This is a genomic window from Vibrio sp. D417a (genome assembly GCF_030248595.1).
GTDB lineage: Bacteria > Pseudomonadota > Gammaproteobacteria > Enterobacterales > Vibrionaceae > Vibrio > Vibrio alginolyticus.
Map to the genome: position 1 here is coordinate 20665 of NZ_JAHGAM010000033.1, position 20472 is coordinate 41136.

Annotated in this window: 16 protein-coding genes; 13 read left to right on the forward strand and 3 right to left on the reverse strand. The window is 44.2% G+C overall.

Annotated elements, in window-relative coordinates; all coding sequences use genetic code 11:
* The first annotated feature begins 10 nt into the window (after positions 1-10).
* The 10 genes from KI742_RS21325 to choV all read left to right on the forward strand — a co-directional run bounded on the left by KI742_RS21325 (position 11) and on the right by choV (position 12962).
* A complete protein-coding gene (locus KI742_RS21325; protein WP_285385183.1) occupies positions 11-1141 on the forward strand; it encodes an enoyl-CoA hydratase/isomerase family protein in 1131 nt (376 codons plus the stop codon).
* 19 nt (positions 1142-1160) lie between these two features.
* Positions 1161-2057, forward strand: a complete 897-nt coding sequence (mmsB, locus tag KI742_RS21330; RefSeq protein ID WP_206954248.1) for a 3-hydroxyisobutyrate dehydrogenase — start codon at positions 1161-1163, stop codon at positions 2055-2057.
* Positions 2058-2066: 9 nt separating this feature from the next.
* Positions 2067-2825 carry an SDR family oxidoreductase gene (locus KI742_RS21335; protein WP_154204290.1) on the forward strand — a complete coding sequence of 253 codons (759 nt, stop codon included), beginning with the start codon at positions 2067-2069 and terminating at the stop codon, positions 2823-2825.
* 462 nt (positions 2826-3287) lie between these two features.
* Positions 3288-5309 carry a diguanylate cyclase gene (locus KI742_RS21340; protein ID WP_373417464.1) on the forward strand — a complete coding sequence of 674 codons (2022 nt, stop codon included), beginning with the start codon at positions 3288-3290 and terminating at the stop codon, positions 5307-5309.
* Between the two features lie 602 nt (positions 5310-5911).
* Complete coding sequence (betI, locus tag KI742_RS21345; RefSeq protein WP_064369302.1) at positions 5912-6511, forward strand: transcriptional regulator BetI; 600 nt, start codon at positions 5912-5914, stop codon at positions 6509-6511.
* 18 nt (positions 6512-6529) lie between these two features.
* Positions 6530-7990 (forward strand): betaine-aldehyde dehydrogenase, encoded by a 1461-nt coding sequence (gene betB, locus KI742_RS21350; RefSeq protein ID WP_206954251.1) that lies wholly within the window; start codon positions 6530-6532, stop codon positions 7988-7990.
* A gap of 180 nt (positions 7991-8170) precedes the next feature.
* Complete coding sequence (gene betA, locus KI742_RS21355) at positions 8171-9886, forward strand: choline dehydrogenase (RefSeq protein ID WP_005373209.1); 1716 nt, start codon at positions 8171-8173, stop codon at positions 9884-9886.
* A 36-nt stretch (positions 9887-9922) separates the two neighbouring features.
* The gene (locus KI742_RS21360; protein ID WP_005382646.1) at positions 9923-10861 is read left to right on the forward strand and encodes a choline ABC transporter substrate-binding protein; all 939 of its coding nucleotides are present in this window, start codon (positions 9923-9925) and stop codon (positions 10859-10861) included.
* A gap of 77 nt (positions 10862-10938) precedes the next feature.
* Positions 10939-11781, forward strand: coding sequence for a choline ABC transporter permease subunit (gene choW, locus KI742_RS21365; protein WP_005392552.1), 843 nt, complete (start codon positions 10939-10941; stop codon positions 11779-11781).
* 2 nt (positions 11782-11783) lie between these two features.
* Positions 11784-12962 carry a choline ABC transporter ATP-binding protein gene (gene choV / locus KI742_RS21370; RefSeq protein WP_132937138.1) on the forward strand — a complete coding sequence of 393 codons (1179 nt, stop codon included), beginning with the start codon at positions 11784-11786 and terminating at the stop codon, positions 12960-12962.
* Between the two features lie 96 nt (positions 12963-13058).
* Here the strand turns inward: choV and KI742_RS21375 are convergent, their stop codons facing one another.
* On the reverse strand, positions 13059-13715 hold the full coding sequence (locus KI742_RS21375) for an NAD(P)H-dependent oxidoreductase (protein WP_064354707.1): 657 nt from the start codon (positions 13713-13715) through the stop codon (positions 13059-13061).
* 243 nt (positions 13716-13958) lie between these two features.
* On the opposite strand from KI742_RS21375, the gene KI742_RS21380 reads away from it, so the two are divergent.
* A complete protein-coding gene (locus tag KI742_RS21380; RefSeq protein ID WP_149192078.1) occupies positions 13959-14393 on the forward strand; it encodes a globin in 435 nt (144 codons plus the stop codon).
* A 41-nt stretch (positions 14394-14434) separates the two neighbouring features.
* On the opposite strand, the gene KI742_RS21385 is transcribed toward KI742_RS21380, so the two are convergent.
* Positions 14435-15217 carry a slipin family protein gene (locus KI742_RS21385; RefSeq protein ID WP_005373196.1) on the reverse strand — a complete coding sequence of 261 codons (783 nt, stop codon included), beginning with the start codon at positions 15215-15217 and terminating at the stop codon, positions 14435-14437.
* 10 nt (positions 15218-15227) lie between these two features.
* Entirely contained in the window at positions 15228-16604 is a 1377-nt protein-coding gene (locus KI742_RS21390; RefSeq protein ID WP_042523608.1) for a nodulation protein NfeD, read from the reverse strand.
* Positions 16605-17102: 498 nt separating this feature from the next.
* On the opposite strand from KI742_RS21390, the gene KI742_RS21395 reads away from it, so the two are divergent.
* Positions 17103-18071, forward strand: coding sequence for a cytochrome-c peroxidase (locus tag KI742_RS21395; protein ID WP_017820324.1), 969 nt, complete (start codon positions 17103-17105; stop codon positions 18069-18071).
* The gene (locus KI742_RS21400; RefSeq protein WP_285385180.1) at positions 18064-20421 is read left to right on the forward strand and encodes an ATP-binding protein; all 2358 of its coding nucleotides are present in this window, start codon (positions 18064-18066) and stop codon (positions 20419-20421) included. The genes KI742_RS21395 and KI742_RS21400 overlap by 8 nt, the downstream gene beginning before the upstream one ends.
* Positions 20422-20472 lie beyond the last annotated feature (51 nt).

Genomic DNA, 20472 nt, shown 5'->3' on the forward strand with positions numbered 1-20472 from the left:
CGGAGGCCAAATGACAGGTACAGTAAATGTTTCAAAGCTTAAGTGCGCTGATGGCTCTGTTATTGGTGTGCTGGAGCTTGATAATCCAGCTGCTCTCAACGCGTTGAGTTACGTGATGATTGAGAAGTTGTACAAACAGCTTAGTGAATGGCAAACGGACGACAGCGTCGTCGCGGTATTCTTGCATGCTCAAGGTGAAAAAGCGTTTTGTGCTGGTGGCGATATTCAAGCGATCTACCGTGCACTTGAAAACAAAGAGCAAGATTTTGATTCTGCGTTTTCAGCGATGGAAACCTTCTTTGACCTCGAATATCGCTGTGATCATCTTATTCATACTTATCCAAAACCGATCATCGCGTGGGGACATGGTTACTTGATGGGCGGCGGTGTGGGATTATTTATGGGTGCTAGCCATCGCGTTGCAGAAACGACCACACGCTTTGCAATGCCAGAGATTAAAATTGGCCTTTACCCAGATGTAGGTGCGACGTACTTCCTAAACCAGTTGCCAAAACATTTGGCACTGTTCTTAAGTTTGACGGCTTGCCAAATTAACGCAACAGATATGAAAGCGTTGGGGTTAAGCCAATGGATTGCACAGCCAGAAAACAAGCAAGTGCTGCTGGATCTGCTTGCATCGGTAAGTTGGAAAGGTGAAGCGAACATCAACGAAAAAATCGCCACTACGCTGCGTTCGGTACACGTGGACGAGCCAACCGAAGGGATGTTGATGCCCTATGCGGAATTGATTGAGCAGTTATGTTCGGGTGACTTAGCGTCAATTGTTGATGCAATCAGCCGTGCTAACGTTGATAACAAGTGGTTCGTCAATGCGCAGAAGTCACTGAACTATGGCAGTCCGTTGTCGCTCAGTATCACTTATCAGCAGTTAACGCAGTATCAAAACCTCTCTTTGAAAGCGTGTTTTGATATGGAATTTAACCTAACACTACGTTGTGGCTTAGAAGGTTATTTTAGAGAAGGGGTTCGTGCGCTGATTATTGATAAAACCAATCAACCGACTTGGCAACATCGCACGGTTTCTGACGTAACGCCACAAGTTTTGGAGCGCTTCTTCTCGCCAATTGACTCAGCAGAATACCCACTGACCGCATCGTCGGTAGCTATAGCGGCACTTTAGTACAAGGAAGAAATACGATATGGACAAAATTGCATTTATTGGCCTTGGTAACATGGGTGCGCCTATGGCTAAGAATCTACTCAAAGCGGGCTTGAATGTCGAAGTATTTGATTTGAACCCAAGCGCAGTTGAGGAGTTGACCGCATTGGGCGCTTCAAGTGCCGATTCCGTTCAGCAGGCAGTACAAGGTATGGAGGTGGTTGTCACTATGCTGCCAGCGAGCCAACACGTTCAAAGCGTTTATCTTGGTCAAGATGGCATCTTAGATAGCGTCGAATCAGGCACCTTGCTGATTGATTCATCCACCATCGATCCGGCGACTGCTCGTTTGGTTGGCGAAAAAGCATCGCAACTTGGTATCAGTTTTGTTGATGCACCAGTATCTGGTGGCGTTGCGGGCGCAGCAGCAGGTACGTTAACTTTCATTGTTGGCGGCTCACAAGAGAACTTTGTTCAAGCCAAAGCGGTGCTTAGCCACATGGGTAAAAACATCTTCCACGCTGGTGATGCTGGAGCTGGTCAGGTGGCGAAGATCTGCAATAACATGATGTTGGGCATTTTGATGAGCGGCACCTGTGAAGCACTCAATTTAGGGATGGAAAACGGACTCGATCCCAAAGTGCTTTCCGACATCATGTTGCAAAGTTCAGGGCGTAACTGGGCGCTAGAGCTTTATAACCCTTGTCCAGGTGTGATGGAAAATACGCCTGCAAGCAATGGTTATCAAGGCGGCTTTATGAGCCAGTTAATGGCTAAAGATCTGGGTCTTGCGATGGAAGCGGCGGTTGCCAGTCAAACATCAACGCCAATGGGCAGCTTGGCTCGTAATCTGTTTAATTTTCACAACGGTCAGGGCAACGGGCAAAAAGATTTTTCAAGCTTGTTTGAGTTCTACCAAAAGCAAAATCAGGCCTAAGGAGCGCTTATGGAGTTAGCAAATAAGGTCATTGCGATCACGGGGGCAGGGCAGGGGCTGGGTAAACAAATGGCACTGTCACTGGCGGAAAATGGCGTTCATCTTGCGCTTATCGACCTCAATTCAGATCAACTGGCTGAAACGAAAGCGGAATGTGAATCTCTCGGCGTTACCGCTCGTTTTTATGTGACGAACGTGACTGACGAACAGCAGGTGTGCACTGCTTTTGAGCAAATTGAGGTAGATTTCAAGCAGCTCAACGGCGTTATCAATAACGCAGGTATTATGCGTGATGGTATGTTCATTAAAGTCAAAGATGGTCAGGTTAACACGATGTCGCTGGAACAATTTCAGTCTGTTCTAGATGTGAATGTAACAGGCACTTTCCTGTGTGGCCGTGAAGCGAGCAAGGTAATGCTGAACACCGATAGCAAAGGGGTTCTGATCAACATATCCAGCGTTGCGCGTGCCGGGAATATTGGTCAAACCAACTATTCAGCATCTAAAGCGGCGGTAGCCACCATGGCAACGGTGTGGGCGAAAGAGTTAGGGCGTTTCGGAATTCGCTCAGTGGCGATTGCTCCGGGTGTCATCAAAACTGCCATGACAGACCAAATAAAACCTGAAGCGATGGAACGTTTAATCGGAATGATTCCGGTTGGACGTTTAGGTTTGGCGGATGAAATTTCATCGACCATAAAATACGTGTTAACCAACGAATTCGTGACCGGACGAGTGTTCGAAGTCGATGGCGGAATGCGAATGTAACCCCCTCTGCAACATAAAAAAGGGGAGCGAGTTTGATTGTCCGCTTCCTTCCACTTTCTCCTTTCTTTTATTGCTTCTATCTGAAAAATGTATTGGATGCATGGTCGACTGCTATCTCATCGAACGGTATAAAAATTGATTCTATTTCTAATGTGAATGGCTAGTTCTATATTGCTTGTCATGTAAATGTATCAACTCACAACTAAGACGATCCTTTGTCTCACTAACGAGATCATTATTCTTGGTGTGTAAAAAACACTCTCATTGGTTATATTGTGACCGAAAACTATTTCGGCATCTAAAGATGGTGATTTATTATTCAGCGCAAAATACATGGGAATATGAGGCTGACTGAATAACCTTCAGTTGTCTTAATAATAAATAATCAGAATTCTCAATTACACTGAAGTAACTACCCATTAGGGAAGAGCAATAATGTCACTATTTCATTCGCTTAGGACGATGCCGCTATTATTGGGGTGTCTGTGTTTTTCTGTTCAGGCCTCCACAGAAAAGGTGGAACAGGAAGGTAAGTTTTTACAGTCGTTAGAAGGCATCGAAAATCAAATTTACGCATTACCTCAGAGTTCTTTAGCTTTGATTGAAGCGTTAGAAGAAGAGTCTTTGCTACAAAACCAACCAACAGCGCTGTTGGTGCGTTACTGGCTTGCCAAGGCCACGGTTTTAGAGCTGCTAGGGCGCGTAGAAGAGAGTCAGAGTGTCGTTCAAAAAGGATTGGAGCTTGTACGTCCACAGAGCCATGAGTATCTCCTGTTTAAGTTGATTCAGATGCGAACTATGGTTGGAAAGAGCAATATCGATACCGCGCTTTCTGCGTTGGATAGCTTGTTGGAAACATCGCGTGAGAATGGTGATAAGCAACTTGAATCAGAAATCCTGTTGCTAAAAGGACGCTATTACGATGAGCAAGGTGAGTTTAAAAAATCCTATGCTGCACTTATGTCGTCCATGGATGCGGCTGAATCTTCAGGTGTTCACGGGCTGGTAGAACGTGCAGCACTAGAGCTAGGTGACGTACTTGTCAAAATTCAGGGTTACGACCGATCTGAGGCGCTTTTGGAACAAGCATATCGCTATTTTAGGGATAGGCGTATGTCGTTCAATGAGTTGTTGAGCGTTTTGACGATAGCGAAACTTCATAAAGCACAGTTCCAATACGAAGAGGCGATAGCGTCATATCAGCGAGCGTTAAAGCTGGCTCAAATTATCGGTGATGGACGCTTTAGATTTCGAGTTAACCTTGAACTTGCAGCTTTATATCGCGAGACGAATCAAGAAAAGAAGATGGTTAACCACTTGAAGCTGGCGGAGAATTTACAGTACAGAGAAACGTCTAGCGCGTATTTGGCAACATTTAAGTTGTTACAAGCCGAATATATGTTAGAGCAGCAGCAATTTGAAATACTTTTAGCGATGATCGCGCCAATGCTGCCGGAGATTATAGAGAGTCGATACGTCAAGCAACAGCAAATGGAGCTACTAAAAGTCGCCGCTATGGCCTATGCGGGAAGCAATGACTTTAAACTAGCATTCGAAACTTACGGTAACTATCACGATAAATTTATCCAATTTAGCAATCAAAGAGAAGTTGAAAATCTTGAGCGCCAGCAGACGTTATTTGAATTGGAACGACTTGAATATGAGAACGAAGATCTCAACTGGAACAATGTGTTGCAGCGTATGGAGCTAGAAAATAACCGTCGTACTTTTTACTTATTGGGTGAAGCGCTACTTGCGCTCATCGGTGTTCTATTTTTGATGGCGGTAGTATTTCTCGTCGTCAATCGCTCGCGTTTGAGAATGCGTCGCCTCGCAAAGACAGACACATTGACAGGGTTGTTCAATCGCCGTTTTTTAGAGGACTGGTTCACTAAGCCAGTAGAAGTGAGGCGTGAGCGAAAAGAGAAACCGGTACCTCAATCTAAGCAAGAAAAGATACAACACTTTGTTTTTGAGCAAGTCGAGCAAGTTAAGTACGGTTATCTAGCTTTAAATAAATGGGTAGATAGCAAACTCGATAAACAGAAAATGGTGCCAAATAAACCACAATCGGGGCCAGTAACTTTAGCGTTAATCGATGTGGATTATTTCAAGCAGGTAAATGATACCTATGGGCATGTGTTTGGAGATACCGTACTAACGGGCGTTGCCAAAGTGTTGGAGGAAACTGTACGTGAGAACGACATTGTTGCTCGCTTTGGTGGTGAAGAGTTTGTTGTTGTTATGCCCAATACAGACCATAAAAACGCCCTTATTACTGCAGAACGTTTACGTAGCGCTTTATCCCTACATGGCTTTGTTACGGAACAGAAAGAAGAAGTGAGAGTGACCTGTAGTTTTGGAGTCGTTACCACTGAAGATAATGAGATGAGTTTTAAATCACTTTGCGATCAGGCCGATAAATTGCTTTATCAAGCGAAAGCGAACGGACGCAACTGCGTGAAAGGTCGCTCGCTAGCCTAACAGAAATCAAGAGTTCAGGCTCATCGCACGATGAATCTGAACTTATCCCTCCCATTTACTTTGATAGCCAAGTGACTTTGAGATCCTTGCTTCGAATATAAAACGCTGAATCTAACATCTTAAAGTCACTTGGCGATATTACTTAAAAATGGCTTAAGGGTATCGAATCGCATATTCATGGCGTTCAATATAACCTCTCTTTGCCTTCTTCACCTTCAAAGTGCGAATGCCACTTGTGTCTACAAAACTATAACAAACTAGTGTGTCTATTCTTTGTGCAAACAAACCGTGTACAGGTGAAATGATTAGTGGTCGATATAAATTTTTTGTGGCACAGATTTTTGTTGTTCAAAAATCAACTCGTTCATCATCGTTTTAAAAATAGATTAATAGTTAACTATTTGATTTTTTTATCTTATTTGTTTTTTCTTAAACTAAAATCTAGTTATCCCGACAAGTTCTTGCTGAGCAATTTTTCGTACACCCTCAACTTTTCATCCTTTTTTACTAAGAATTTTCTTTAAAAATAATTTGAGTTCGAATTAATTTTCAGGCATTTTATATTTAACTAACCGTTCAATTAAAAATAACAGGGACGCAAAATGCCAAAGGTGGGGATGCCTGAAATCAGAAAACCGCAGCTTGTGAAAGCGACAATGTCAGTGATTGATAGAGTCGGTTTACACGCGGCGAGTATTTCGTTAATCAGCAAAGAAGCCGGTGTATCAACGGGGATTATCAACCACTATTTCGGTGGTAAGCACGGATTGCTGGAGGAAACGATGCGAGAAATCTTGCGTCAGCTTTCGTCCACTATCACACAGAAGTTACGTGAGCTGCCAAGTGATGCTCATCACCAAAGAATTAACGCCATCATTGATGGTAACTTTGTCGGCTATCAGGCAGAAAACCAAGTTGCTAAGACTTGGCTGGCGTTTTGGTCGTACTCAATGCATGACGAGCAGCTCAAGCGTTTGCAGCGTGTCAACGAACGACGTCTATTGTCCCACCTAAGAAAAGAACTCAAAGCATTATTAAATGCAGAGCAGGCTGAATTGGTTGCTCATGGTATTGCATCACTTATTGATGGAATTTGGCTGCGCGGAACGCTCAACCCGCAAGGCATTGATGCAGAAAGAGCGAGAGTCATCATCAACGATTATCTCGAAAAACAACTTACGTTTTATTCTGAAAAAATATAAAAGTTACAGGTCTTCAAAATGGAAATGAAAGCACACTATATCAATGGTGCGATGTACGACGGGTGTTCAGATGAACACTTCACCACTTACAATCCGGCGAATGGTGAGCCATTGGCCAACATTAAACAAGCGAACCAAGACGATCTTCAAGCAGCGATTGAATCGGCAAAGAAAGGTTTTGCTGCATGGTCGGCGATGACTGCGATTGAGCGCAGCCGTATTTTACACAAAGCCGTTGCCATTTTACGTGAGCGTAATGACGAGCTGGCTGCATTGGAAGTGGCAGATACTGGTAAGCCAATTCAAGAAGCTATCGCGGTTGATGTCACAACAGGTGCCGATGTTCTTGAGTACTACGCTGGCCTTGCTCCAAGTCTACAAGGTGAACAGCAGCCACTCAGCGACGATCAGTTTTTCTATACACGTCGTGAGCCATTGGGCATTTGCGCGGGTATTGGCGCTTGGAATTATCCAATTCAAATTGCGATGTGGAAATCGGCGCCAGCACTGGCTGCGGGCAACGCAATGATCTTCAAGCCATCAGAAGAAACACCATTAACGGCGCTTAAGCTCGCCGAAATTTATTCAGAAGCGGGCATGCCAGATGGCGTATTTAATGTCGTGCAAGGGGATTACCGAGTAGGACAGATGCTAACGGCGCATCCTGATATCGCAAAAGTGTCATTCACGGGTGAGTCAGGCACCGGTAAAGTCGTCATGAGTGACAGCGCTAAGACTCTAAAACAAGTAACGATGGAGCTTGGTGGTAAGTCTCCGCTGATTATTTTTGATGATGCGAAGTTAAACGATGCCGTTTCTGCGGCCATGGTGGCGAACTTCTACACCCAAGGTGAAGTTTGTACGCACGGTACACGCGTATTTGTCCATGAAGGTATTTATGACAACTTTATCGCACAACTTAAAGCCCGAACCGAGCTGTTAGTCGTCGGCGACCCGCTTGATGAGAACACGCAAATTGGCGCGCTAATCTCTAAAGATCATGAATCGAAAGTTCTAGGAGCGATTGAAGCCGCGAAAGCGAGTGGCGCGACGTTACTGACTGGCGGCTACAAAGTAACAGACAATGGCCTAGCCAATGGTAACTTTGTTGCTCCAACCGTATTTGTCGATTGCGATGATGACATGAGCCACGTTCAACAAGAAATCTTTGGCCCGGTAATGTCAGTTCTGAAATTCCGCGATGAGTCGGAAGTGATTGCGCGTGCAAATGGCACCGATTATGGCTTAGCGGCAGGTGTATTTACTCAAAACCTATCTCGTGCGCACCGTGTGATCCATCAAATTCAAGCGGGTATTTGTTGGGTGAACACATGGGGTGACTCACCTGCGGAAATGCCAGTTGGCGGCTACAAGCAATCAGGTGTTGGCCGTGAAAACGGAGTCGAAACCCTTAAACATTACACACAAACGAAGAGTGTTCTGGTTCAGCTAAGCGACTTCGAAAGCCCTTACAAATGATACTACTCATAGTAGATAACTGACCACTTTAGCTTGTTAAAATGCTCGATAACTACGTTGTCAATTTTGATTGTAGGTTAACTACTTATCAAAATTTCCGCCTTGTTCTCAAGCATTTTTCCTACGCTAATTTCGTTCACTTATCTACGGTGATGAGTATTAACTCCTAGGAGAATAAAAATGCAACAACACTACGATTACATCATCGTCGGTGCGGGTTCGGCCGGCTGTGTGTTAGCGGATCGCTTAAGTGAAAGTGGTCAAAATTCGGTCCTATTACTCGAAGCGGGTGGGTCGGATAAAAGTATTTTTATCCAAATGCCAACAGCGCTTTCTTACCCGATGAACACTGAAAAATACGCGTGGCAGTTTGAGACGGTTGAAGAGCAAGGGTTGGATGGTCGCCAACTTCATTGTCCTCGCGGAAAAGTTCTGGGCGGTAGCTCATCTATCAACGGCATGGTTTACGTTCGCGGACACGCTTGTGACTTTGACCAGTGGGAAGAGGAAGGCGCGAAAGGCTGGAATTATCAGTCGTGTTTGCCTTATTTCCGTAAAGCAGAGTCTTGGATTGGTGGTGCTGATGAATATCGGGGCGATCACGGTCCAGTCGGCACATGTAACGGCAACGATATGAAGCTCAACCCGCTGTACCAAGCTTTTATTGATGCAGGCAAAGAAGCGGGCTACCCAGAAACAAAAGATTACAACGGTTATCAGCAAGAGGGCTTTGGCCCAATGCATATGACCGTCGACAAAGGCGTACGCGCTTCAACCTCTAATGCATACTTAAGCCGTGCTAAAAAACGCAAAAACTTCACCCTAATGAAGAGGGTGACGGTTCATCGAGTTTTATTAGAAGAAACTGGTGCAGAAGGCAAGAAAGCGGTAGGCGTTGAATTTGAAAAGTCAGGTTCAATTCAGCAATGTTTTGCGAATAATGAAGTGATTTCGAGTGCGGGTTCGGTTGGCTCCGTTCAGCTGTTGCAGCTTTCAGGCATTGGCCCTAAGGCAGTTTTAGAAAAAGCGGGCATTGAGGTGAAACACTCGTTGGAGGGAGTAGGTAAAAACCTGCAAGATCACTTAGAAGTGTACTTCCAATATCACTGTAAACAACCTATCACGCTCAACAGCAAATTAGGGTTGGTGAGCAAGGGCTTGATTGGCACTGAGTGGATATTAACTCGCAAAGGCCTTGGTGCTACTAACCACTTTGAATCGTGTGCATTTATCCGCTCTCGAGAAGGGCTAAAGTGGCCAAATATTCAATATCACTTCTTGCCAGCGGCAATGCGTTATGACGGGCAAGCTGCTTTTGATGGTCATGGTTTCCAAGTGCACGTTGGACCTAACAAGCCAGAAAGTCGCGGGTCGGTCGAAGTTGTCTCTGCGAATCCGAATGATAAGCCGAAGATTGAGTTTAACTACATTTCCACTGAACAAGATAAGCAGGATTGGCGTGATTGTATTCGCCTTACTCGCGAGATCCTCAATCAGCCAGCCATGGATGAGTTTCGTGGGGATGAGATCCAACCCGGTCTGAACATCACAACGGATGAACAGATTGATGAATGGGTGAAGCAAAACGTCGAGAGTGCTTACCATCCATCTTGTACCTGCAAAATGGGCGCAGATAACGACCCATTAGCCGTCTTAAATGAGCGATGCCAAGTACGCGGTATTCAAGGCTTGCGTGTGGTGGACTCTTCTATTTTCCCAACCATTCCGAACGGTAATTTAAATGCGCCAACGATTATGGTGGCAGAACGCGCCGCGGATATGATTTTGGATAACGCCCTAGAAACGTCGAACAACGTACCAGTTTGGATTGCACCGGACTGGCAAGAGATGCAACGAATGCATCCGCCAAAAAGAGATCTCGATTCGATCTCATAAAATGAAAAAGTCAGTAATCATTACAAGGAATTCAACATGTCTAAGATGACAAAAATCTTCTCAACAATTGCACTAAGTACTTTAGCAACAGGCGCTTACGCCAACCAATGTGAAACGGTTCGTTTCGCAGATGTAGGTTGGACTGACATCACAGCGACCACTGCCGTTACATCAGAGTTACTTAAAGGGTTGGGGTACAAAACGAAGACCGATCTTCTGTCTGTGCCTGTAACTTACTCCTCTATGGCTAATGGCGATATCGACATTTTCCTAGGTAACTGGATGCCAACGATGGAAGGTGATATCGCGAAATACCGTGATGCAGGTACTGTTGAAACCGTACGCGCGAACCTCGTTGGCGCAAAGTACACGCTAGCGGTTCCAAAATACGTTTATGACGCAGGCGTAACCAACTTCGCTGACCTAGTAAAACATGCCGACAAATTTAAAGACCGCATTTACGGCATTGAACCAGGAAACGATGGCAACCGCTTAATTCAGTCAATGATTGATAGCAACGCATTCGGCCTAAAAGATTTCAGCCTAGTTGAGTCCAGTGAAGCTGGCATGGTTTCTCAAGTATCACGTGCCGCACGCCGCAATCAATGGATTGTGTACCTAGGTTGGGCGCCGCACCCAATGAATAGTAACGTTGAAATGGAATATCTAGCGGGTGGTGATGACTTCTTCGGTCCTAACTACGGCGGCGCGAACGTCTACACAAACGTACGTAAAAATTACCTCGCTGAGTGTCCAAATGTAGGTCAGCTAGTGAAAAATCTAGAGTTTAACCTAGAAATGGAAAATGAACTGATGGAAGCGATTCTTAACCAGAAACAGAAGCCATCAAAAGCAGCGCAAGCATGGTTGAATGCAAACCAAGAGCAAATTGAAGCGTGGCTAGAGGGCGTGAAAACGGTAGATGGCCAAGATGCGCTAACAGCTATTACAAACTACTTAAAAACAAACGCTTAATAAGCAGTATTTGAGCTCGTTTTTTTAAAAGAAAGTGGGCAGAGTTTTGCCCGCTTCATTAACACAAAGGTTTTATTTTGAATTTTATTACGGACAACAAACTACCGTTGGGCCAATGGATGGAAACTGGCGTCGATTGGTTAACCATCAATGCATCGGGTTTTTTCGATGCAATCTCTATTACACTTGAAACGATCATTCTTTTCGTGGTGGACATTTTTAAATGGATGCCACCTGCAGCGCCAATCATTATGACGGCGGCAATTGCTTGGTTCTTACATCGCAGCATTCCTCTTGTCGTATTTATCGTGTTGGCCTTACTCGCAATTCTCAACCTTGGTTACTGGCAAGAAATGCTGGAAACCTTTGTCCTTGTGTTTGCAGCGACAACGATTTCCGTATTAATTGGCGTGCCGTTGGGCATTATGGCGGCGCACCGTCCTTGGTTATACACCTTGTTGCGGCCAATACTCGATTTGATGCAGACCGTACCGACATTCGTTTACCTAATTCCAACCTTGGTTCTGTTTGGCTTAGGTATTGTCCCTGGTCTAATCTCGACCATCATTTTCGCTATCGCTGCGCCAATTCGATTGACGTACCTCGGCATTATTAAAGTGCCGGAGGAGCTACTTGAAGCGGGTAAAGCATTTGGTGCCAGCCGCATGAAGCTACTGTTTAAGGTGGAGTTACCTGCGGCATTGCCAAGTATTATGGCTGGCGTTACGCAATGTATTATGTTGTCTTTGTCTATGGTTGTCATTGCGGCGCTTGTTGGTGCTGATGGGCTTGGTAAGCCAGTCGTACGTGCACTGAATACGGTAAACATTTCACAAGGTTTTGAAGCGGGTTTAGCGATTGTACTCGTTGCCATCATTCTTGATCGCTTGTGTAAAGCACCAAACCAGAAGGAGGCATAATCATGGACGCTATTACTATTCACAATCTTGATGTCGTTTTTGGTCAGCAACAAGCACAGGCGCTAGCACTGTTAGATCAAGGGAAGTCTCGACAAGAAATCATCGACGAAACTGGCCAAGTGGTTGGGGTTGATAATGTTTCGCTGAACGTGAAACAGGGTGAGATCTGTGTTTTGATGGGGCTTTCAGGCTCGGGTAAATCAAGTTTGCTGCGAACAGTTAACGGGTTGAACGAAATTTCTCGTGGCTCTCTGAAAATTAAAGACGGCGACGACATGGTTGAGCTCTCTAACTGTGACGAACAGAAGTTGCGCCACCTTCGTACTCACCGCGTATCCATGGTGTTTCAGAAGTTTGCATTGATGCCATGGTTAACGGTATTAGATAACGTTGCGTTTGGTCTAGAAATGCAAGGCATTGGCAAAGCAGAGCGCCGTAAAAAAGCGCGTGAACAGCTCGAAATGGTCGGTTTGTCTGAGTGGGAAACGAAATTCCCGCACGAGCTCTCTGGTGGTATGCAGCAGCGTGTTGGCCTAGCGCGAGCGTTTGCGATGGACACTGATATCTTGTTAATGGATGAACCGTTTTCAGCACTTGATCCATTGATTCGTGCTCAGCTTCAAGATGAATTGATTCTGCTTCAAGAAAAGCTAAACAAAACCATTCTTTTTGTGAGTCACGACTTGGATGAGGCGCTTAAAATCGGCAACAACATCGCCATTATGGAATCAGGAAAGCTGATTCAACATGGCAAGCCAGAACAGATCATTCTTGCTCCAGAAAACGATTATGTGGCGGACTTTGTTGCTCACACTAATCCATTAAATGTGCTGAAGGGACGTTCCTTAATGCGTGACGATTTGGTTCGCGAAGATACGCGTGTTCTAATTTGCCCTGACAAAGATATTTGGGTGATACAAGAGAGCAAGGGGTTAAGTTTAGCGGATAAAGATAAATCGTTGATTCAATGGAAGAGCGACTCTTCGAACCTTGACGAAGTTAATGAAAACTCTCTGGTTCAGGTTAGTCCAGAAATCAGTATGCGAGAAGCGATTGAACTTAAACAGCGTAGCAATCAGCCTCTGCTTATGGTTGAAGATAATAAGTTGGTTGGTGTGTTAAGCGACAATGAGCTTTACGATGCATTGCTTGGTAATTTTAAGTCAGAGCAAGTTGCGTAACGTTGACGCAGAACCAAGTAAAAAAGAGCCGCACATTAATGCGGCTCTTTTTAGTTTAAACAATGAGTTAAGTCGCTAAGCTAAGACAATGGTCGACTATAGAGTCGTAATTACGTCATCCATTGCAAGGCGTGCTTTTGGAAGACCATGATTATAATCTTCCCCATCTTTATGGTAGCCAATCGCCAGCGCAACTTCACAAATATGGCCCTCGAGCTCTTCTTTAAACTCTTCTCCAATCAGAGCCGGATCGACACCTTCCATCGGTGTTGAATCAATGCCTAGTCGTGCCAATGTGTGTAGTAGGTTGCCTAGTGCCAAATAGACTTGTGCTTTTGTCCAGTTTCCGTTGAAGCCATTTTCGTCCGTATTTGCATCGGCAAAAGCGTAAGCACCCATAAAGTTGTTGTACATCTCCGCTGGCAAGTGGCCAGATGTTACTTCTGCATCCACACGCTTCGCAAATTTCTCTTTAGTAAATTTAGGATCGTAAGCAAACAGAATCGTATGTGATGCGGCTTTCGCGTGTGGTTGGTTAAACTGATGCATATTTGCAAACGTATTGTGGAAACGTTGCTTCGCTTCATCACTTTCAATAACGATGAATTTCCATGGTTGTGAGTTGATAGAAGACGCCGACAAACGCAGTGCTTCTTTGATTATCGCCATGTCTTCTTGAGAAACGCGCTTGGTTTCATCATATTTTTTTGCAGTGTAACGGCTATTTAGATCTGTAATGATTTGATGGGACACGTTTATATCCTCTTTATGTGATGACAGATGAGGATGCACTAGCATCGACAACCATGCGTACCTCGAATATGGGTTCATGATAATGGATATTTTTTCATTGATAAGAGGGTGTTTATTTAAATCACTTTTTACTTTTTGTTGAAAATCGATGTGAGTTGATCGATTTGAAACTTAAAAGTCCTTATTTGGAAGCTTTTATTTGATATTAAATTAAACTCATATTGAGGCGTAGGGGAAAGCAACATGAACGTGATTGAAGTTTTTAATGATAGCTATGAACGTTGTACTTCAGATCAGGAGTTTTTCGACTTGTTCTACAAAAATTTATGGTCGAAAAGTGCCAACTTTAGACAGAAGTTTGACGGTATAGACATGCACCAACAAGTGAGAATGCTTAGAGGGTCTATTGTATTTTTTATGATGGCAGATACCTCGACCGAAGCGCACAAAATGGTGGAAAAGTATGGGAAAAAGCATGCAAGTGCAGATATTGGTATAGAGCCGCAGGATTTTGATGTTTGGCTTGAGAGTTTGTTAGAAACGGTTCGACAGTGTGATTCCGGGTATGATGCCGATGTTGAAACCGCTTGGCGAACATGCTTTAAAACGGGCTTAGAAGTAATGAAACAAGAATGTGATAAAGAAGATAGGCACATCCTTAAAGCGAGTACCAAATAAGGAAGTAACGTGAGTGGTCGTTACTTCCTAGGGGCAGAATCTTACTTATCTTGTGTCTCTTTATTCTTTTTCACCGCTTCGGCGATATCACTGACAGCTTCGACAAGATTGATCGGCATTGGAAAAATAATAGTGGATGTTTTGTCTGTAGTGATTTCAGTGAGTGTCTGCATGTAACGTAATTGCAGTGCATTCGGTGCTTCGTTGAGCATTTGCGCTGCTTCTTTTAATTTATTTGAAGCCTCTAACTCACCAGTAGCGTGAATGATCTTCGCCCTACGGTTACGTTCTGCTTCTGCCTGACGGGCTAGGGCTCTGACCATGCTGTCATTTAAATCAACATGTTTGACTTCAACCGTAGCAATCTTGATTCCCCAGTCATCAGTCTGTTGATCGAGAATGGATTGTAAATCCTTATTGAGGCGTTCTCGCTCTGATAGCAATTCATCGAGTTCATGCTGACCCAATACCGAGCGCAGCGTGGTTTGTGCTAACTGGCTGGTGGCATCGCTGTAGCTTTCAATATTGTTAATCGCCATTTGAGGATCGACTACGCGAAAATAAACGACCGCGTTGACGCGCACAGAAACGTTATCTTTGGTAATCAAATCTTGTGTCGGCACATCCAAAACGACAGTACGTAAATCAACCCTCACCATTTGCTGAATAAATGGGATAAGGATGATCAAACCAGGTCCTTTGACTTCTTGAAATCGACCAAGAAAGAACACAACCCCACGTTCGTATTCTCTCAAAACCTTGAACATTTGGGTCGCTAGTGCGAACAGCAGCACCACGATCACCGCAACGGTATAGAGCATCATAAAGCGCCTCCTATTTATTTTGGCGGTCATCAGGCATCACAGTTAAGGTCAGCCCTTTAACATTAACAATGGTGACGTGATCACCTTGTTTGAATTGTTGATGGTCTTTGGCTTTAGCTCGCCATAACGCACCGTTGAGTTGAACGCGTCCTTCGCCATCGATAAAGTCATCGCTTACCACGGCGACCTTCCCAGGGTAAGTCTCTAAACCCGTCGTTACACGCCGGCGACGAATTTTGAGCAGCAGGCCGACGGTCAGCACGATTAGAGCCACGGAAAATATGGCAATACCAAAAATCAAAGGAAGGGCGATCTGGAATCCTGGTAACTCACTGTCCATGAGAAATATCGAACCGAGTACAAAGGCGACAACGCCGCCTAAGCCCAAAATACCAAAGCTCGGGCTGAATGCTTCCGCTATCATTAGTGCAATACCGAGTAACAGCAGACCAAGACCTGCGTAGTTGACGGGCATCATTTGTAGTGCGTACATGGCAAGAAGCAGACAAATCCCACCTAGCACACCGGGTAAGCCAATTCCTGGGTTGTAAAATTCAAGAAGTAAACCGTAGATGCCGATGAGCATTAGGATGTAGGCAACGTTTGGATTGGTGATAACGGCTAACATTTCTGCTCGCCAATCTGGCGTTCTTTCAACCCATGTTGGATTTTCAAGTGACAATGTCACAGTGCGATTGTTTACTTTAACAGTTTGCCCATCTATGGCTTTGACTAAGTCCTCTGGCGAATTGGCGATGTAATCGATCACGTTTAATTCTAATGCTTCTGTTGCATCCAAGCTCGCCGCCTCGCTTACTGCTTTCTCTGCCCATTCTGCATTTCGTCCATGAAGTTTTGCTAAGCCTTTAATGTAGGCTTTGGCATCGTTAATTACCTTTTTCTCCATTGCGGTTTTAGCGGGAACTTTCTCTGAGCTTTCGTTGGTTCCTTCTGGCGTTTCTTCCGCGTTTTGATCTTTGCCATCATCCGATGAAGGAGGTTGAGGCGCACCACCTAACGCGACGGGCGTTGCAGCTCCGAGGTTTGTCGCTTCAGCCATGGCGGCTACGTGACTAGCGAGCAAGATGTATGTTCCTGCACTGGCAGCTCTAGAACCAGATGGGCCGACCCAAGTTGCAATGGGAGTCGAGGAGGTGGTAATCGCGTGAATAATATCTCGCATTGCGCTATCTAAGCCGCCTGGTGTGTCCATCTCTAAGATCACTAAACTGACACCGTTTAGTTGAGCTTCTTCTATTTCACGAGATAAATAGTCGCTAGTAGCAGGCCCTATAGCGCCTTTGACAGGAACAATCCAAACGGTATTCGCCAGTGCTTGACTGGCAATCAAGAGTAAAGGTAAGAACCATATCCATAGTCGTTTCATGCAGTCCTCCTTGTGTGGTCACAGGGACTTTTTGAAATCCTAATTCAAGTATATCCAAATAACTTAGAGATGCTTGAGTATAGGTTCTAATGAATAAGTTCCCGAGGCTAATTAGGAGACTACTTTTTTATATATAAACGCTGTGTGAGATAGTAAACTAAAGCAAATTATTGGTAATTGTGATGTTTATGTTTATTGTTCAGCGTTTGATTAAGTTGGCCGTTATCTGTGCCGTATTCTTTACTATTTTCGATCTGATCTCCTATGGAGAGGTGACTTGGTTTCAACGGTTTTTGGCTTTTCTACACTAAACTCAGATTTCAATACGTTAGCTACTCATAAGGCGATAGGTTTCTTCCTATTCGCCTTATTACTCCCTCTTCAACCAAAGCCTTAAACAAAGCAATACTTAACTCGTTTTTTCAACTTCCTGTCGGTGGAAAAAACGCCAAAATGCAACTAAATTCATATCAATGACAAGTTTAAGGTATGTAGTTGATGAGGCAATTCAGCGCAATCGCACTAGCTGTTGTAACACTCATTTTGAGCCAAACAACAACCGCAAGAAACGCGAAGATGTTAGGTGATATCTCCCTAGTTCAGCCCATACAGGGTGATCCTAATGTGGATATTAAGCTAGCGAGAATTGGCTGGCATCTCTTCCGCGATCCTCAATTATCGTCAAATGGTAATGTCAGCTGCGCGACATGCCACAATCTGCAAACCAATGGCGCTGAAAATACACCAGTCTCTACGGGGGTGAAAGGTGATGGAATTAGAAATTCTATAACAGTGTTTAATGCAGCGTTAAATTATCGTTTTTTATGGGATGGTACGGAAAACACCTTGATGGCTCAGATTGATGGTCCAATCCATAATCCAATGGAAATGGACTCAAACTGGCAAACAATAGAGCAATATGTAAAAGAGAGTGAACATTATCAAGCGCTATTTAATCGTGACGGTGAATTGCCGATTAACGTTCATAATATCAAGTCCGCTATTGTGGAGTTTGTTGAAGGGCTGCAGACGCCTGGCGCACCATTCGATGCTTACTTATTGGGTTACACGCATGTATTGAGTGAACAGCAAATCAGAGGTTGGAAAACATTTCAGACTTCAGGTTGTGTGCAGTGTCATCAGGGCAAAAATATCGGCGGAGCGATGATCCAAAGGTTCGCCTATTTCAAGGATAAGCCAGTCGTAGAGGACTCGGGCAGGCAACTCGTTACGATAGAGGATGAAGAGCGATTCTATTTTAGAGTAGCCAGTTTACGCAATGTCGCGCTAACGAGTCCTTATTTTCATAATGGGCAAGTCGATAAGTTATCCGACGCGATACAAATCATGGCTAAAACCCAGCTCGGTATAACGATGAACGATGAGAATGTCGCGGACATTGAAGCATTCTTGCAGTCGTTGACAGCACCTAGACCCATAATTTTAGAGGTGTTGGAAAATGAATAAATTCAAACTGATCAACTTTTGCTTTTTTATTGGGATACTGACGTGCTGCACACTGGCGTATATGTCGTATATGAACTCAAAAAACGCTCAAGAATTTCATGCAGAGCTAATGAACATCGGACATGAGTTGATTGAAGAGCGTGATGTTATCGTGAACCGATATGCCGTTGAAGATAGAAAAAACTATGAGTTAACAACATCTTTAGTAGAGATAGAAATCGCAGCACAGGCACTGTTGGAATCATCAAAGGCATCAGTTTGGTTTCCCGTGACACCCAATCGTATAAAAGTTAGGGATACGCTTGAACAGTTTAAGGAGCGAGTGCTTCAAACAACGTTGAAGCTTGATATGTTAATTGGTGTTCAGGTAGAAAATCGGTATGCATTACTCATGTTGTTCAATTTATATCAGCAAGATGTTTCTATCGAGAGCGGTCAATCATTGGGTGGCAGTCGTTATTTTGAATTTCTCAACCAGTTGCTTCTAACACAAACGGAAGTTGAGAGTGAAAAGGAAGCGAACTTCCTTAAGCGGCTTCAAACGAGTGATAAAAGAATTGAATTGCTGACGAATGAACTGCTTGATCACACTTATATTGAGTTTGTCGAAAGCTCAGAGCATCGGTTACTCAATATTGCTCAAAGTGAGGCGCGTTTTACGTGGTTGTTTGTATTTATTGCGGTGATGTTTCTAGTTAGCGCGTTTGTTTATCAGTCACATCACCGAATGCATAACTTAAAACAGTTGAATCTTGAAATTGAAGAGGCGAGAAACAAAGCCGAGCGAGCGGCAAAAGCGAAATCAAATTTTCTCGCTGCAATGAGTCACGAACTAAGGACGCCGATGAATGGTGTACTAGGGCTTTCTCAAATGATTGCAGAAGAGACCAAAGAGCCGACGACGAAAGAGCATATTAGGGTTATTCTTGATTCTGGCCAGCATCTGATGACTATCCTCAACGATATTTTGGATTTTTCTAAAGTTGAAGAAAACAAACTGGAATTTGAGCAAGCTAAGTTTAAGCTCGATCAAGTGCTTTCTCCGGTGTGTAGCGCAATAAAACCACTTGTTGATGAAAAAAATATCGAGTTAATCTTGGAAAACGAGGTTTCTGAATATACTGAATTTACTGGAGATTGTGCGCGTTTACGACAGATCTTGTTTAATCTCGCCGGTAACGCGGTGAAGTTTACCAATGAAGGGCATGTGCTGGTTAGAACTGAGTTAGATGAATCGAATCAGTTGTTGGTCATGCGCGTGAGCGACACCGGTATTGGTATTGCGCCAGACAAGCACGAGCATATTTTTAACTCGTTTGAGCAAGCAGACTCATCAACGACTCGAAGGTTCGGCGGAACAGGGCTTGGGTTAGCCATCGTCAAAAAACTAACCGATTTGATGGGTGGCCATATTACTCTGAAGAGTATAGAAGGCGTTGGAAGTCAATTTATCGTTGAGTTGCCGATTCCTTGGGTAGAATCTGCTCCGAAAAAGCAGCAAGAAGCACCGAAACCTCGCGCAAAATCACACCATTTAAAGATACTACTTGCTGATGATAACCGTGTGAATGCCATTGTGGCAAAAGGGTTTTGCGAAAAGCTTGGGCATGAAGTGGAAGTTGCAGAAAATGGATTAATCGCGGTTAAAAAGGCGAAAGAGAACGAGTACGACCTGATCTTGATGGACAACCATATGCCCGAGATGAATGGCGTTGAGGCGACACGCGTTATCCGACAAGAGTTAGGTATCAAGACATTACTCTTTGCGTACACGGCAGACGTATTTCGTGAAGCTCACGATAGCTTTATTGAAGCAGGAGCAGACCATGTGCTTACGAAACCGCTACAGCATGAGAGCTTTTCAGACGCTCTCAAACAGTTTGCCGCCAGACTCGAACCGAAACAGAATCCGCCACTAACGAGTGACAGCAATGTGCTTCAATTGCAACGTAAGCCAATCGAGAACTTAAGGTTAACAGAGGAAGAACTCTCCCGCTCAGGCATGTTTACTTCTTTACGAGATGAGCCAGAAGCGCTCGACGAGTTGCTAAAAAGCATTATTGTCGATTTTGAGACTTCGGTTGATGAACTTATTGAATACTTTATGGCTGAAGACTTTGCTTCATTAGCGCTGACGTTGCACAAAACGAAAGGGATGGCACTGAACCTAAGTTTACCTATTTTGGCGAGCCAAACGGAGACCCTGGAAACTCAACTTAAAGCCAACCAAAGTCCCGAGATTGAGCAGTTACAGATGCTGATCAATCGGTTACAGGTCAACATCCATCAGTCTCATAGACTTTTGGATGATATCCAGAAGAACAATGCCGATCCTCAACAGATTTTATAGTCCCTGTGAGTGCGATGCTTTCCTTAACTCATTTTGTTGTGGTTTACTGTG